The organism is Methylophilus sp. UBA6697 (genome assembly GCF_002454655.1).
Lineage (GTDB): Bacteria > Pseudomonadota > Gammaproteobacteria > Burkholderiales > Methylophilaceae > Methylophilus.
This window is the reverse complement of the sequence record NZ_DKJH01000047.1, coordinates 12,643-27,740: the sequence shown is the minus strand read 5'-3', so window position 1 is coordinate 27,740 and position 15,098 is coordinate 12,643. Positions and strand designations below refer to the sequence as shown.

General features: G+C 50.8%; 14 protein-coding genes and 1 other RNA gene (1 of these 15 running past the window's edge). 9 read left to right on the top strand and 6 right to left on the bottom strand.

Features of this window, described 5'->3' with window-relative positions; all coding sequences use genetic code 11:
* The first annotated feature begins 2 nt into the window (after positions 1-2).
* The 6 genes from B3355_RS12455 (at position 3) to B3355_RS12430 (ending at position 5,371) form a co-directional block, all read left to right on the top strand.
* Complete coding sequence (locus B3355_RS12455; protein ID WP_019882158.1) at positions 3-578, top strand: DUF447 domain-containing protein; 576 nt, start codon at positions 3-5, stop codon at positions 576-578.
* Positions 579-586: 8 nt separating this feature from the next.
* Positions 587-1,294 (top strand): (5-formylfuran-3-yl)methyl phosphate synthase, encoded by a 708-nt coding sequence (locus B3355_RS12450; RefSeq protein ID WP_292784471.1) that lies wholly within the window; start codon positions 587-589, stop codon positions 1,292-1,294.
* Positions 1,295-1,432: 138 nt separating this feature from the next.
* Positions 1,433-2,527: an OmpA family protein gene (locus B3355_RS12445; protein WP_047518172.1), complete on the top strand. Its 1,095-nt coding sequence runs from the start codon at positions 1,433-1,435 to the stop codon at positions 2,525-2,527.
* A gap of 104 nt (positions 2,528-2,631) precedes the next feature.
* Complete coding sequence (locus B3355_RS12440; RefSeq protein ID WP_292784467.1) at positions 2,632-3,981, top strand: TRZ/ATZ family hydrolase; 1,350 nt, start codon at positions 2,632-2,634, stop codon at positions 3,979-3,981.
* 35 nt (positions 3,982-4,016) lie between these two features.
* On the top strand, positions 4,017-4,715 hold the full coding sequence (gene ubiG, locus B3355_RS12435) for a bifunctional 2-polyprenyl-6-hydroxyphenol methylase/3-demethylubiquinol 3-O-methyltransferase UbiG (protein ID WP_292784464.1): 699 nt from the start codon (positions 4,017-4,019) through the stop codon (positions 4,713-4,715).
* Positions 4,716-4,726: 11 nt separating this feature from the next.
* Entirely contained in the window at positions 4,727-5,371 is a 645-nt protein-coding gene (locus tag B3355_RS12430) for an HAD family hydrolase (protein WP_292784461.1), read from the top strand.
* A gap of 15 nt (positions 5,372-5,386) precedes the next feature.
* Here the strand turns inward: B3355_RS12430 and B3355_RS12425 are convergent, their stop codons facing one another.
* The 5 genes from B3355_RS12425 to ffs form a co-directional block, all read right to left on the bottom strand.
* A complete protein-coding gene (locus B3355_RS12425; RefSeq protein ID WP_024930015.1) occupies positions 5,387-7,768 on the bottom strand; it encodes an EAL domain-containing protein in 2,382 nt (793 codons plus the stop codon).
* Positions 7,769-8,034: 266 nt separating this feature from the next.
* A complete protein-coding gene (recR, locus tag B3355_RS12420) occupies positions 8,035-8,634 on the bottom strand; it encodes a recombination mediator RecR (protein ID WP_019882165.1) in 600 nt (199 codons plus the stop codon).
* A gap of 14 nt (positions 8,635-8,648) precedes the next feature.
* Entirely contained in the window at positions 8,649-8,957 is a 309-nt protein-coding gene (locus B3355_RS12415) for a YbaB/EbfC family nucleoid-associated protein (RefSeq protein ID WP_292784454.1), read from the bottom strand.
* Positions 8,958-8,980: 23 nt separating this feature from the next.
* Positions 8,981-10,798 (bottom strand): DNA polymerase III subunit gamma/tau, encoded by a 1,818-nt coding sequence (gene dnaX / locus B3355_RS12410; protein ID WP_292784452.1) that lies wholly within the window; start codon positions 10,796-10,798, stop codon positions 8,981-8,983.
* A 144-nt stretch (positions 10,799-10,942) separates the two neighbouring features.
* Positions 10,943-11,039: signal recognition particle sRNA small type (gene ffs / locus B3355_RS12405), an RNA gene on the bottom strand.
* Between the two features lie 216 nt (positions 11,040-11,255).
* On the opposite strand from ffs, the gene B3355_RS12400 reads away from it, so the two are divergent.
* The 3 genes from B3355_RS12400 to B3355_RS12390 all read left to right on the top strand — a co-directional run bounded on the left by B3355_RS12400 (position 11,256) and on the right by B3355_RS12390 (position 15,008).
* The gene (locus B3355_RS12400; RefSeq protein ID WP_292784449.1) at positions 11,256-13,043 is read left to right on the top strand and encodes a GGDEF domain-containing protein; all 1,788 of its coding nucleotides are present in this window, start codon (positions 11,256-11,258) and stop codon (positions 13,041-13,043) included.
* A 96-nt stretch (positions 13,044-13,139) separates the two neighbouring features.
* Positions 13,140-14,288, top strand: coding sequence for a sensor histidine kinase (locus tag B3355_RS12395; RefSeq protein WP_292784446.1), 1,149 nt, complete (start codon positions 13,140-13,142; stop codon positions 14,286-14,288).
* A gap of 78 nt (positions 14,289-14,366) precedes the next feature.
* Positions 14,367-15,008, top strand: a complete 642-nt coding sequence (locus B3355_RS12390; protein ID WP_019882170.1) for a response regulator — start codon at positions 14,367-14,369, stop codon at positions 15,006-15,008.
* 54 nt (positions 15,009-15,062) lie between these two features.
* On the opposite strand, the gene pgi is transcribed toward B3355_RS12390, so the two are convergent.
* Positions 15,063-15,098, bottom strand: the end of a protein-coding gene (pgi, locus tag B3355_RS12385) for a glucose-6-phosphate isomerase (RefSeq protein WP_292784443.1). It continues 1,623 nt past the right edge of the window; only the last 36 of its 1,659 coding nucleotides appear in the window; the start codon falls outside the window, past its right edge; its stop codon occupies positions 15,063-15,065.

Below are 15,098 nucleotides of genomic sequence, written 5' to 3'. Positions count from 1 at the left end.
TCATGATTTATGAAACGATAGTGACTAGCTGTTCGGTGGATGGTGATGTGCATGTCGCACCATTTGGTATTCAATGGCATGAGGGCAGAGTACTCATCATGCCTTTTAAACCGTCTACTACTTTGCAGAATATCTTGCAGACCGGCTTTGCTGTCCTGAATCTAACTGACGACGTACGCGTGTTTGCTGCGGCAATTGCCAGGAAAACCGCCTTTGCTACCGAGGCGATCGCTAGCGGTCAAGGCGTCAGGCTCAAAGATTGTTTGGCGCATCATGTACTCAGTTTGCAGCAGATTGAAGAGGATGATGTACGTCCAAAATTGTGGATGCAAGTAGTGGAAAGTGCATCGCACGCACCATTTATGGGATTTAACCGCGCACAGGCAGCGGTGATTGAATTGGCCGTGCTGGTCAGCCGTTTGCATATGTTGCCGGTTGAAAAAATCAGCCAGGAAATGCAGTACCTGCAAATCGCCATTGATAAAACGGCCGGGCCACGCGAGCAAGAAGCCTGGCAATGGCTGGTCGATTGCGTTAACAACCACTTGGCGCAACAAAGCGGCATGCAACAAGCGTGAGTCAGTCTATGCAAGTACTCGTGAGTGTGAGTTGCGTTGCCGAGGCACAACTAGTGTTGTCTGCCGGAGTACCATTAATCGATCTCAAAGACACCAGCCATGGTGCGCTAGCGGCATTGGAGATAGATCGTTCAACCGCGATTATTGAGGCGATTCTCCAGCATAGGCAACAAACTGCGGCGACAGATATTGTCATCAGCGCAACGGTGGGCGATCATGGTGGCACGGTTGATGACCTCAGGCAGATGATTACAAGCCGCCTGCAAATCGGGGTTGAGGTGATCAAGTTGCCAGAAGCTATCTGGGCTGAATCTCTCTATCAGCCAACAATTGTTGCCTTGCTTGCGCAGGGCCTTAAATTGATTGCTGTGATGCATCCTGACAGCCTGATGGCTGCCAATATGCAACAGCGACTACACGCTTTGGCGCAACAAGGTTATTGGGGCGTGATGGTGGATACGACACAAAAATCACGCGCATTGCTAGATATCGTACCTATCGCTGCGCTCGCTGATTTTGTGCGGGCGGCAAAATCAGCACGCTTATTCGTCGGCATAGCTGGCGGATTATTGCTGGCGCATATCGAGCCGCTGTCTACATTGGCGCCAGATTATCTGGGATTTCGCAGTGGTTTGTGCGAAGGCGCACAAAGAGCACAAGGCTTATTGGCAGAGCGCGTGCACGCGCTGATTGCAAGAGTGTCAGAAATTTGTTGAATAATTGGTCTCAAACCTAATAAATACGCCTTTGAGATGGCGCTTAGGGTTGCGTCTGTAGCGACCTTTGCGTATAGTTCAATTTGTAAGTTTTTTCAAAGATGTGGCAAAAAAGCCCAATAACGAAGGAGTCGATGAATGAAAAAAAGTTTTTTAGGCTTGGCAATTGCTTCTGCATTTGTGTTTGCATCGCAAGTTGCACAAGCTGAAGACATGTACCGTGGCGCTTGGTATGTTGTTCCAGGTGCAACCTACATGAACACTGACAATGATCTCGAAGCTGACAATGGCCGTGGCGGTTTTCTGTCTATCGGTAAAGAGCTGAGCGAGCACTGGGACATTCAAGGTCGTTTGGGCTACAACCGTGCTGATAATGATCTTGCCGGTGTGAGTGGTAAATACAAACAAACAGCTTTAGGTCTGGATGCATTGTATGTATTCAGCCGCGAAAAATTCCGTCCATTCCTGTTGGCAGGTCTTGGCGCAGCACGTAATGATGTTGATTACTCTGCTCCTGGTGCCGATATTGATGGTAAGAAAAATTCCTGGATGGCCAATGTAGGTTTGGGTGCTCAATACTTGTTTAACGATAAGTTCGGTATTCAAGCTGATTTGCGTCACCAGTGGAGCCGTGCAAAAGTTGATATCGCTGGCGTAGGTAGCGACACAGAAACGATTGGTAATACTTTGTTTAACTTGGGCGGTATCTTCCGCTTTGGCGCACCAGCACCAGTGGTTGCAGAGCCAACACCAGAGCCAACACCAGCACCATTGGCTGCGGTTGAGCCAGCACCGGCACCAGCGCCTGCTCCAGTGGCACCTGCTCCAGTATGTAAGCCACAAAACGAAACAGTAACCGTAAGCGCTGAAAAACTGTTTGGTTTCGACAAAGCTAACCTGCGTGAAGAAGGCCGTAAAGTTCTGGAAGAAACAGCTGCCAAGATCAAGGCTAACCCAGAAATTACTGCTGTGATCGTTACAGGCCACACAGACCGTATCGGTTCTGACGCTTACAACCAAAAGTTGTCTGAGCGTCGTGCTAAGCAAGTAGCTGATTACCTGATCGCTCAAGGTGTTGATAGCAATATCATCACTTCTGAAGGTAAAGGTAAAACTGAGCCAGTGGTTCAATGCGATGGCAAAAAAGTAAGCAAAAAATTGATTTCTTGCTTGCAACCAAACCGCCGCGTTGACATCCGCGCTGAAGGCACCAAACAAGTTGGTTGCCAATAATCAGAACTAGCTTCTGAATAAAAAGCCACGCGTCAGCGTGGCTTTTTTTATGCCGGTTGTTTTGAGTCAGCCTTTTGCATGACTGGCTCAGTTATAATTCTGCAATGGTTGATACACACTTTATTATTAAAGCACGCTGGGTGATTCCCATAGATGCGAACGTAGACGCGAACCATACCCTCTTAGAGCAGCATGCAGTGTTGGTGGAGGCCGGGCAAATTAAAGCCATTGTGCCCAAGACTGATATCCCGGCATGGGCTGCTGATTGGCCAGTGGTTGACTGCTCCCAGCATGTATTGATTCCAGGGTTGATTAATCTACACGCACACAGCAGCATGAACCTGTTAAAGGGATATGCTGACGATTATGCACTGATGCCCTGGCTCAATGAGCATATCTGGCCGGCAGAAAAGCAGTGGGTATCTAAATCGTTTGTGCATGATGGTAGCTTGCTGGCCTGTGCAGAAATGTTGAGTGGCGGTGTGACCACCTTCAATGACATGTATTTCTTCCCGCAAGCTACGATTGAGGCGGTGAAGCGAGCAGGCATGCGTGCCCATATTGGTCTGACCGTATTAGATTTTCCGACCAATTACGCAGCAACGGCTAATGATTACATCCGGCTAGGCACCGAGGTGCGGGACCAATATAAAGCCGATCCGCATATCAGCTTCTCGTTTGCGCCACATGCCCCTTATACCGTGAGTGACCAGACCTTTGAGCAAATCTCAACCCTGTCTGAACAGCTAAACCTCGGTATTCATACCCACTTGCACGAAACACAGGCCGAGATCGCGCAAAGCTTGGAGCAATATGGCATCAGACCATTGCAACGTTTGCGAGCGCTGGGTGTGATTGGCCCAGCCACCGTATTGGCGCATGGTGTGCATCTTGAAACACAAGAGCTCGAATCATTATCGACATTAGGTGCACATATCGCGCATTGCCCGAGTTCAAATCTTAAACTGGCCAGCGGCATTGCGCCGATCGCCGCTGCATTAAGGGCTGGTATCAATGTCGGTTTGGGCACGGATGGTGCCGCCAGTAATAACCGCGTCGATATGTGGCAAGAAATGCGCACGGCGGCATTACTTGCCAAAGTCGCTGATCAGAATGCAGAAGCCTTGCCTGCTTATCAGGCATTGGAAATGGCTACCTTGCATGGTGCACGTGCTTTGGGCTTGCAAGACAGGATTGGTAGTATTGCAGTCGGTAAACAGGCTGACCTGGTGGCAGTAAGACTGGACGATTTAAACAGTTTGCCTTGCTTTGATCCCATTTCACATTTGGTTTACGTCGCGGGGCGCGAGCAGGTCACGCATACCTGGGTAGATGGTGAGTTACGTTATCAGCGCACCGTTGACGGTCAAAGCCAGTTTGCAGGCATGGAAGCTGAAGAATTACGGTCTATTGCATTGCAGTGGCAACTCAAGCTGCAATCCGCGCATAGCTAATCGCAGCAAATAAAGATCAAGCAAAAGGAGTGAGCATGGCGAATGTAGAAGCTGCAGAGGTAAACAAGTTTGCAGAGTTGGCGCATCAGTGGTGGGATACGCAAGGGGTATTCAAACCATTGCATCAACTGAATCCATTGCGCCTGGATTATATCGATAGTCGCGCGCACCTTGCAGGTAAACAAGTACTGGATGTGGGCTGTGGCGGTGGCATTTTAAGCGAGTCTATGGCACAGCGCGGCGCGCAGGTCACCGGCATAGACCTGGCAGAGAAATCTCTGCAGGTGGCGCAACTACATGCTTTGGAAGCCGGTGTGGCGCTTGAGTATCGCAATGTCGCGGTTGAAGCTCTGGCGCAAGAAAAGCCGCAGGCTTTTGATGTAGTGACCTGCATGGAAATGCTGGAACATGTACCGGACCCTGCCAGTGTTGTGCGTGCCTGTGCCGCCTTGGTGAAACCAGGTGGTCATGTTTTCTTCTCGACCTTAAATCGTAATGCCAAGGCCTATTTGATGGCGGTGGTTGGTGCAGAATATGTGCTGAATTTGCTGCCAAAAGGCACACATGATTACAGCAAGTTTATCAAACCTTCCGAATTAGCGGCATGGATGCGTCAATCGGGGCTAGAGCTGCAGCATCAAACTGGCTTGACTTATCATCCCTTCAGTAAACAGTATGCGCTGACGGTAGATACCAGCGTGAATTACATGCTGCACGCGATTAAAGAAGTCTAACAGGAAGTGAAATGCAAGCTGTATTGTTTGATTTAGACGGGACGCTGGTTGATACCGCCCCGGATTTGGGTTACGCCCTGAATTTGCAACGTGAACGTCATGGCCTGGATTTTTTACCGGATGCCACCATACGCCCGTATGCCTCACATGGTTCACGTGGCTTGCTTGAAATCGGCTTTGGCTTATTGCCTACCGATGCTCATTTTGAAGCCATGCGTACGGAATATCTGGACTTGTATACGCAAGTGATGACGCGTCAACCTGTATTGTTTGACGGCATGGCCGAGGCCTTGCAGGCGATTGAGCAACGCGGCTTGCGTTGGGGCATCGTCACCAATAAACCACGCCGCTTTACCATGCCGATGGTGGCCCACATGGGGCTGGATGTCCGTGCCGGGGCCGTGATCAGTGGCGATGATGCGCCACAACCCAAACCCTCACCACAAACCCTGCTGCTGGCCTGCGAGCGTATGAATATAGATCCGCAAACCGTGTTGTATATTGGTGATGCCGAGCGTGATATACAAGCTGGCCAGGCGGCTGGCATGAAGACGCTGGTGGCTTTGTTTGGCTATTTGGCAAGCACCGACAACCCACAGGCGTGGGGTGCCGATGGCTGCATCCAGCAGCCTCAGGATTTGCTCGCGTATTTATAATCGCTGATCTGCACCTTACTTGCGTGCGCTGCTCAGCACAGCCATGGCCGCAATATTAATATCCGCGACCAGGATGCTTTCCAGCGTGCCTTGTTCATTGATAATTGGTAATGATACCGTGAGGCAGAAGTCTTCAGTCGCCGTAGACAGGTAAATGGTGGAAATATAAGGCGCATGTGACTCAGCCACTCTCTGGTAATACGCTTGCTGGCTGCGGTCTATGCCAGCACCGCCTGCCTTGATTTTTCCATACATATTCGGGTTGATCCAGTTGGCGTAACGTTGCACGCCATTCGGTTCGAGCTCAAATATCACTTCAAAATAAGGGAATTCGGCAAAGCAGCTATCCAGATCATGTGACCCTGTTGAGCGCTGGATTTTCAATAACGATTGCAGGGCGGATAAGGCTCTCTGTTGCCAGTCAGAGTAAAACTCTTTTTTAGGCAAAATGGTTTGTGGCGGCGTATCTTCTACCACCACGATACTGCCAAGATTGGCTTTGCCGATTTTCTTCAGCACGGCCGCTCGCTCGGCAGCCATAACGCTATTCTCCAGCAAGCCTTGTTTGCCATTCACCACCGCGATAGACACGCTGGCGACAGGGTGGTCTTTACCATCTTCGGTCGTGAAAAATCCACGCTCAAGGTCACTGGCATCGTACAGGTGAACTGCTAGGGCCTGGAACTGGCTAATAATGTGCAGCAGGATATCGGTGAGTGTCGGGGCATTGTGATCGTAAATCAGCACAAAATCATCGCCGCCAATATGACCGACCATGACGCCGGTTTTGTCTTGAAATTCCTGGCGGATGATTTCAGACAATAATCGGATCATGGCATCGCCACGGATGAAGCCGTAGCGATCGTTGTAAGCCTTAAAGTGATCCAGGTCGATATACACTAACTGCGTATTGGGGTTGTTACGCAAGCTATTGTCCAGGGTCTGTCTTAAGGTCGGCCCGGTAGTCAGATGGCTCAGCGGGTGTAAATTGCCGGTGGAGGCTTTACGGCTGATCAACTGGGCCATGATTTCCATGGGTTGCAGGATGCCGACATAGGCACCTTCTTCGTTCACCGTAATCCATATATCAGTATTGGCGCGATCGAGATAAAACAGTCGCGCAAGCACAGAGGAGGGGATGAGGTGATTAATCACCTTAGGCAGAGGGTCGCAGCATGCGCCTAGTCCGGTGACTTTTTTGGAAAATACCTTGCCACGTCGTAATACGCCAAGTGGTGTTTTCCCATCAAGAACGACGGCGATAGCGACATCAATATGGATATTAAATAAACTTCTGGCTTCAGCGATTGAATTGCTGACATCAATGGTCAGGCCGTGACTAATGAACTCGCCAATGTGAAAGTCATCCGGCACGTGCGAGCGATGCGATTCGTCACGTGCAGGCAGCGCGGCTACCTGGTCGCTGGGGATGCTTTGCGGATGGGCAAAATAATGGCCTTGTGCGTAATGCAGACCTAAATCCTGACAGTAGGTAATATCTTCTACGCGCTCCAGGCCTTCTGCAATAATGGTGCAGCCCAAACGTTGAGCCATGGAAATAATCGCTTCCAGCAGCACGGTTCTCACGCGGCTACCTTGTGCTTCATGCACAATTGCACGGTCTATTTTAATGAAATCAGCGCGGACTTCTGCCAGGATACGCAGCCCGTTAAAGCCTGATCCCATATCATCCAGGGCAATGCGCAGGCCATGCATGCGAATTTCATCGCAGTAGCGTGCCAGTACCTCAGGGTTTGTTTTCTCGCTTTCGACAATTTCTATGACGACATCACGTTTATCAATGTTTTGCTGTAGCAGAATTTGTAAGATGAAATCGAGCCAGCCAGGACTCATAATGGTTTGTGGCAACACATTAATAAAAATGGGTTTTTCCGCAGAAATGGATTGTGACTTACCAATCAAGGCCAGACGCTGGCAAGCCAGGTCTAACTCGTGGGTGCGCTTGACCTCGGCGGCCAATGCAAATGCTTCCATGCCGTTGAGCCACTTGCCTTCTGGTGTTTTAAGGCGGCACAACGCTTCAAAGCCGAATACTTTGCCGCCTTGGCCAAAGTCGACAATCGGCTGGTAATGCATTTGCACATGCGGCTCAAGCTCAGACAATAACCACGGATATTTGTGCCGTGCGTAAAAGGTATTAAACGGCATGGTGGCCTGTAACGCTTGCATCGGGCCGATAGGCTGGTTGTCCTCAGAAACCAGCACCCAGGTGTCCTTAAGTGTATGCGCGGATTCCTCGGCAATCATCTGATCTAATATCTGCAATAGTTCAGCTTCAGTGTGATAACGCAACGATGTTTGATTCTGCCCTGAAAAGCGCGGGCTTTCCATGTTGGCATGACTGTTGGCATCGAAAATATGCAGAAATAGTTCCATGAAAAATCACTTTGCTTGTGAGAAGTTGGGTGCAGGCTTGCTTATGGCTAGACCTCACAGAGTCAGGCAAATACTGCGCTGGTTCTATGACAGGTCGCATCACTACTATAACGACAGGGGATGGAGTTTATTTGCGTGAAGAGCGGGCATAAAAGCCACGAAACAATCTAATTGTCTGCATCAAATTGGTGCGGAAAGCGCACGCGTATTAGGCCGTGTGCAGATGAAACGCTGTTGCTTGGGATGGAAACGGCTGGGTGAGTTGTTTAAGTGACTGACTTACGTTCCAGCAAAGCCGTGGATAAGGTGCCGCTGTCGACATACTCAATTTCACCACCCATAGGCAAACCGCGCGCGATACGGCTAACGCGGATGCCGCGCGATTTGAGCATCTGGCCAATGTAGTGGGCAGTGGCCTCACCCTCGGAGGTGAAGTTGGTGGCGACGATCACTTCGTGAATCGCGCTGTCTTGTGCGCGCTTGAGCAGGGTGTCGAGGTGAATATCTTTAGGGCCTATGCCATCCATGGGCGAGAGTTTGCCCATTAATACAAAATATTGGCCCTGGTAGCTGCGCGTATTTTCCAGCATCATGAGATCGGTAGGCATTTCCACCACGCATAAAATGGACTTGTCGCGGCTGCTATCCTGGCACAGGCTACATACACTATGTTCGCTAAAGTTGTTGCAGTAGTCGCAATGGGCCAGTTTGTCCAAGGCTTGCTGCAAACTGGCCGCCAGTTTTTGTGCGCCTTCTCTATCCCGCTGCAACAGGTGATAGGCCATGCGCGTAGACGACTTGGGGCCGACGCCCGGCAAGCAGCGCAGGGCGCCAATCAGCTGTTCAAGTACGGCGGGATTGTTCAAGCGGTTTCCTGCGTTTAGAACGGCAGTTTGAAGCCAGCCGGCATCACATTGCCCATTTTGGCTGAACTGGTTGCTTCGGCCTTGGTTCTGGCATCTTTGAGTGCGATGAGAATCAGGTCTTCCAGTGTTTCTTTGTCGTCCATCGCGGCGTCATCAATTTGCACGCGTTTGACATCATTGCTACAGGTCATGGTGATTTTGACCATGCCGTTACTGGCGATACCTTCGACTTCAGTGTTTGCGAGTTCGGCTTGTGCTTTCTGCATATTGGCCTGCATCATCTGGGCCTGCTTCATCATGTTGCCCATGCCACCTTTCATCATTGTCTGCTCCTAAAGTGTTGTGGTTAATGTAAGGGTTTTATTGAGTTTGGCACGATAGTCGCGCCCATTTCCTGCATCAGGCCTTGCACAAAGCGGTCAGCCATAATGGCTTCTGTGGCTTGATCCTGCAATTCGGCACGCTCAACGGCTAATTGCCTGGCAGGCGTATTCGCCTCTTGCCCAGTGACAATATTCAACTTCAGCCGACGGCCAAAATGGCTGCTTAAGGCACTGTTAAGTTTTTCCAGGTAATTGGCACTGGCCAGATGTTTATGGGCTTCACCGATGCGCAAGGTCATATTGTCTGCATCGTAGCTCACCAGTTCGCAGTTCTGCGCCAGTGCACGCACCAGCCCCAATTTGCTCAGGTGGTTTTCAACCAGCGCACGCCAGTTGCCATCCCATGCGAGGGAGGCTGAGTCACTCTGAGCGACTACCGGCTGTGAAAAGGCTTGTTGTGGAATCTGTTCGATATCAGGCATCGCTTGCTCAGGCATGTCTGCTATATGCGTCGTCATAGCTTCTGGCGCTGCAGCGGGTACCGGAGGCGTAAACGTTTCTGCTTTTAACGCAGACGCTGCTAAATTTGGTGTAGCAGGGGTGACTGGCGGTGCAACTACTTGAGTAGGCTCACTCGCCGCGCTCATCTGGCGGCTTTGTGCCAGTGCTGCACGGGCGCCACCGCCTGCATTGCCACGAGGCGTGCCTTCTGTGGGTGCGCTACCGCCAGTTGCGGGTGCGGCTGATGGTGTCATGGCGTCTGCTTTAAACGCCAGTAGCCGCAGCAAGGTCATGGTAAAGCCTGCGTAAGCGTCAGGTGCCAGGCCAATGTCACGGTGGCCTAGAATACAAATCTGGTAATACAGTTGCAGCATTTCCGCCGTGAGCTGCGAGGCCAGGTCTAGCAGCGTCTGGCGTTCCGGGTGGTCATCGGCGATGGCTTGCGGGCTGTATTGCGCCACAGCGAGTAAATGCAGCAAGGCCGCCAGGTCATTCAAGGCACTTTCAAAGCCAATGCTGCGCGACTCCATCTGCTGGGCAATCCCTAGCAAGCTTACCGCATCATTGGCAATCAGCGCGCGTAGCAGCTCGTATAAATAGCTCTGGTCAATCGCGCCCAGCATGCTGCGTACATCACTTTCGCGCACAGATTGATTACCGTAAGCAATCGCCTGGTCGGTGAGCGACAATGCATCACGCATACTGCCATTGGCGGCACGTGCAATCAGTTGCAATGCTGGTGGTTCAAACGGCAGTTGCTCCTGGCCGAGAATATCCTGCAAATGTGCCGTGATCGTGCTGCTGGCCATTTGGCGCAAGTTAAACTGCAAACAGCGTGACAGAATAGTGACCGGTACTTTTTGCGGATCAGTGGTCGCCAGGATAAATTTGACGTGCGCAGGCGGTTCTTCCAGCGTTTTCAGCATGGCATTAAACGCTTCCTTGGTCAGCATATGCACTTCATCGATCATATAGACTTTGAAGCGGCCGGAAGACGGTGCATAAATCGCCTGCTCGAGCAGGCTGACCATGTCGGCAATACCGCGGTTAGACGCCGCATCCATCTCCACGTAGTCGACATAGCGGCCAATATCAATAGCACGGCAGGCTTCGCACTCACCACAGGGGGTGGCCGTGATACCAGTCACACAGTTGAGGGATTTGGCCAGGATTCGTGACAGCGTGGTTTTACCGACACCTCGCGTGCCGGTAAATAAATAGGCATGGTGCAGACGCTGCTGGCTCAGGGCGTTGCTTAAGGCCTGAACCACATGGTCTTGTCCGACCAGACTACTAAAGGATTTTGGGCGCCATTTACGCGCCAATACTTGGTAAGACATCGCGCACTCTACTGATTAAATGCTATAAGGCAAACCCGTACTTTAGCTTAAATTGCCTGCTCATGCTTGACTCGATACCAACTAAATTAATGCGCGCTAAATGAATGCGTGTCTGGTGTAGGTCAATCAAAGGGCAATATGGGAAGGGGCGAGCCCAACCCCCGGCACTTGCTTGATAGTTGTGGCTGCTTGCTTCCGCACCTGACCAGGTTGGCTACCTTACAATGCGGGGAGGCCCGCGGCTGCTATTGTAACGCAAAAACTATTTGGCATAAGCTTCTTTTTAAATTGACCATGACATGCGCTGCTTTTTCAAGCAGTGGAAATGACCAATAATCTACCTTCTTATAGTGGCATAACGCCCCGATTTTTCACTGCATAATGAGTCATATTTTTCATTCATTTATGATGTGATTCAAGGATGTGACTTAAGACTATGGCAGCCAACGGACCCTCCATGACCGCGTCGGAAATTGCCCGCGAAACCATTAAACAAATGGCCGTTCGCCGCGTAGAGCCGACCCCGGACAATTACACTCAAATTTATTTTGAGGTTGCCGGCAAGCCGGTGAAAGAAGATGCCGTTGGCGCCTTGCGCAAAGCGCTTAAACAACTGCCGCATGATTCGCTGGAGCAGACCAACTGGATCAACCGTTGGGAAAAACTGCTCAAACAAGATAACTGGCAAGGGTTGGGTGAGTTGCTTACTGAGTCCATGCAGCAACAATTAAGTCATTCGACCAAATGGCCCAAAGCCATACGTACACTGCTGCAAGCCTGGGACGACAAGCGCAGCGGGGTTGATATCGCCAGAAAGCGCGAAACGCTGGAGCGTGTGCTGATCAACTTTGGTAACGATGAGTCATTGTCTGACAAGCTTATCGGTATGGCGAATCACTGGCTGCCGTCTGATGCCGGCGGTGATGGCATTCCTTTAACTGATGGCACAGAGACTGCGGCACCCTTAGCTGCGGTTGAGCCTGCCAGTACTGAGGGGTTGCCGAGTGATGTGCAGCAGTTTCATGGTGCATTTACCATCTTGCAAACCTTGCTAAAACAAACCTTGCAGCTCGGATTGATCCCGCGCCTGGAAGGCTATCCTGACTTGCAAACAGAGGCGGTTGCATTGCAGGAAAGTACCGAACGCGCCAAAAAGGTTAAAGAGTGGGAGGCGCTGGCCAAGTCACTCAAAGCCTTGTTGATGCGCGTGGAGGTGATTGGTGCCAAAGAGGATGATGTGCGTGGTGACATTATTGATTTACTGCATTTGCTGCTATCCAATATTGGTGAACTGGTGGCGGAGGATAGCTGGCTGAGCGGCCAGGTCTATGCCGTGCAATCAATTATCAGCGGCCCGCTTGATCGTGCCAAGCTCAAGCAGGCAGAAAAAAGCCTGAAAGAGGTGGTCTACAAGCAGGGCCTGGTTAAGCATAGCCTGGTGGAAGCCAGAAACTCGTTTAAAACCTTGATCAGTACCTTTATTGATAAGCTGAAATACATGGGTGAGGCGAGTGAACTCTATAGCGGCAAAATTGAAAGTTATGCCCAGGAGCTCTCGCAGACCGATGACCTGATTAAAATTAATGAGCTGGTCAATCACTTGATGCGAGATACTTCTGTGATGCAGACGGATATCATGCGTTCACATGATGATTTGCTGAACCAGCAACGCGTTGCGGTGGATACCCAGCAACGCATGGAGAAACTGCAGGAAGAATTACAACAGTTGAGCGAGGTGGTCCGTATCGACCAACTGACAGGTGTGCTCAACCGCCGCGGTATGGATGAGGCGTTTAGCACTGAAATTGCCCGCTATCGCCGCAGTGGCGAATTGCTGAGCATTGCTTTGCTGGATATTGATAACTTTAAAATGCTGAATGACCAACATGGGCATGCGGCAGGGGACTCTGCACTCAAACATCTGGCGGGTGTAGTCAAGCGCGCCGTCAGGCCGACCGATATCGTGACCAGGATGGGCGGGGAAGAGTTTGTCGTAATCTTGCCGAATACCAACCTGGAGGAGGCCGTCGTGACGATGAGCCGCTTACAGCGTGCGCTCACCAAAGAATATTTCCTTGGTAATAATCAGAAGTTGCTGATTACCTTTAGTGCCGGTGTGGCCTTGTTTAAAACTGAAGATGACGTTAATTCGATTCTGGCGCGCGCCGACCAGGCCATGTACCTGGCCAAAAAACGCGGTAAAAACCGTGTCATGACTGAAATCGACCTGCAAGCAAATCCTTAACGAACCTCATGACTGGCGGGATACGCCAGTCATGACAGACATACCCAGCCTGGCGCGGGCATGATATGCTAATCGGCATCTTAAGCGAGGTGCCAAGTGTCCACTCCTGCCATCCATTCTGCTGCCGTCAGCCCCGCTGGCGCCAATTCACCTGCCGATAGTGTCAAAGACGCTTTGCATGAAAGCGAGCGCAGATTTTCTGCGATTGTGTCCAGTATCCCCGGCTTGGTGTTCCAAATGCATATGACTGCCGATGCGCAAGTGGTTTTCACTTACTTGAGTGAGGGCTGTGAGGCCTTGCTGGGCATCCCGGCAGCGGCGTTGTTAAAAGACGCGCAAACGCTGTTTAATGCGATGGAAGAGCATTCAGCCAGTCAATTCAGGCATAACCTGCAAAAGTCGGCCAGGCAGCATAAGCGGCTGGATTGGGAGGGCAAAATCTGGATCGCTGACTGGCAGGATATGAAGTGGGTCAATATTCGTGCCACCGTGCAGGATTTAGGTAATGGTGCCGTGCAGTGGGACGGCATTATGCTGAATATCAGCCAGAGCAAACATGAGAAGCACGAAATTGAACAGGCCAGGCGTGACCTGCAGGCGCTTACGGCACACATTCACCAGGTGAAGGAGCAAGAGCGCGTCAGTATTGCGCGCGAGATTCATGATGATCTGGGCGGCAACCTGACGGCGATGAAGCTGGGGCTGTCTACCATTATCCAGCAGATTGAAGGCGGCTTGCCCGTGAACCTCGAGCAGGCCACCATGTTACAGGCCATTATCAATCAGACCTTTGATGCCGTGCATAGAATCTCTGGCAACTTGCGTCCGAATATTCTGGACCTGGGCCTGGTAGATGCGCTGGAATGGCAAGTCAGCCAGTTTAAAAAACAGCTGGGCGTGACAGCGAAGTTTGTCACTAACTGTCATGACCTGGAATGTGATGCCGATCAGTCCATGGCCTTGTTCCGCATTTGCCAGGAGGCCCTTTCCAATATCGCCAAATACGCGCAGGCAGACCAGGTATCCGTCGAGTTGTCACTGGAAGAGGATGTGCTGTTGATGCGTATTGTTGATAACGGCATTGGCATTGCACCTGCGGATAAAATCAAACCCAATTCGTTCGGCCTGCGCGGTATGCAAGAGCGGGCGGCGGCATTGGGTGGAGAATGCCATATCGACGCTTCTGCCACTGGGCCAGGTACCTGCATTCATGTGCGCGCGCCATTGGTCACGGTTGCTTCGTGACAGAAGTGCGTATCCGATTTACAATCAATTAGATCATGCATGACATGACAGCCGTGCGAGCGAATTAGAGGGATCAGGGTGGATATACAAAAAATTAAAGTCATTATTGTGGATGACCATGCTATTTTACGTTCTGGGATCAAGCAGATATTGATTGCCAGTGGCGATATTGAGGTCGTTGGCGAGGCAGAAAATGTGGCGCAGGCGATTAAATGTGTCCGTGAGCTCGCGGCTGATGTCATGTTGCTCGATATCTCTTTGCCGGACAAAACAGGCATTGAGGCGCTGAAATTGATTAAACGTGAAAATGCCGCGCTGAATATCCTTATGTTGTCCATGTATATGGAAGAACAATATGCCGTGCGTTCGATACGCTCTGGTGCTTCGGGTTACTTGTGCAAGCATACGGCTTCTGAGGAATTGCTGACCGCGATTCACACGCTGGCTAAAGGCAAAAAATACATTACGCCCAACGTGGCAGAAATCCTGGCGGAGCAGGTGGGTAATGACCATGCCGTGGCGCCGCATGAAGCCTTGTCTGACCGCGAGTTCCAGGTCATGCGTCTGATTGCTTCTGGTAACTCGGTGAGTGAGATTGCGGATAAACTTGCTTTGTCAGTAAAAACGGTGAGTATGTATCGCACGCGTTTGCTTGAAAAAATGCACCTGAAGCACAATGCGGATATCACGCATTATGCAATTAAAAATCAGCTGGTCTAGTAGTTTAACGGATGGTTAAAACGCAATAAAAAAGGCCTCATTAAGAGGCCTTTTTTATTTATTAATCAAATTACTAGGATATTTTCTTCG

What these genes read in the sequence shown, in the direction of transcription:
- B3355_RS12455 (WP_019882158.1), top strand. Translation starts at nt 3, where the DNA reads ATGATTTATGAAACGATAGTGACTAGCTGTTCGGTGGATGGTGATGTG.
- B3355_RS12450 (WP_292784471.1), top strand. Translation starts at nt 587, where the DNA reads ATGCAAGTACTCGTGAGTGTGAGTTGCGTTGCCGAGGCACAACTAGTG.
- B3355_RS12445 (WP_047518172.1), top strand. Translation starts at nt 1,433, where the DNA reads ATGAAAAAAAGTTTTTTAGGCTTGGCAATTGCTTCTGCATTTGTGTTT.
- B3355_RS12440 (WP_292784467.1), top strand. Translation starts at nt 2,632, where the DNA reads ATGGTTGATACACACTTTATTATTAAAGCACGCTGGGTGATTCCCATA.
- ubiG (WP_292784464.1), top strand. Translation starts at nt 4,017, where the DNA reads ATGGCGAATGTAGAAGCTGCAGAGGTAAACAAGTTTGCAGAGTTGGCG.
- B3355_RS12430 (WP_292784461.1), top strand. Translation starts at nt 4,727, where the DNA reads ATGCAAGCTGTATTGTTTGATTTAGACGGGACGCTGGTTGATACCGCC.
- B3355_RS12425 (WP_024930015.1), bottom strand. Translation starts at nt 7,768, where the DNA reads ATGGAACTATTTCTGCATATTTTCGATGCCAACAGTCATGCCAACATG.
- B3355_RS12415 (WP_292784454.1), bottom strand. Translation starts at nt 8,957, where the DNA reads ATGATGAAAGGTGGCATGGGCAACATGATGAAGCAGGCCCAGATGATG.
- dnaX (WP_292784452.1), bottom strand. Translation starts at nt 10,798, where the DNA reads ATGTCTTACCAAGTATTGGCGCGTAAATGGCGCCCAAAATCCTTTAGT.
- B3355_RS12400 (WP_292784449.1), top strand. Translation starts at nt 11,256, where the DNA reads ATGACCGCGTCGGAAATTGCCCGCGAAACCATTAAACAAATGGCCGTT.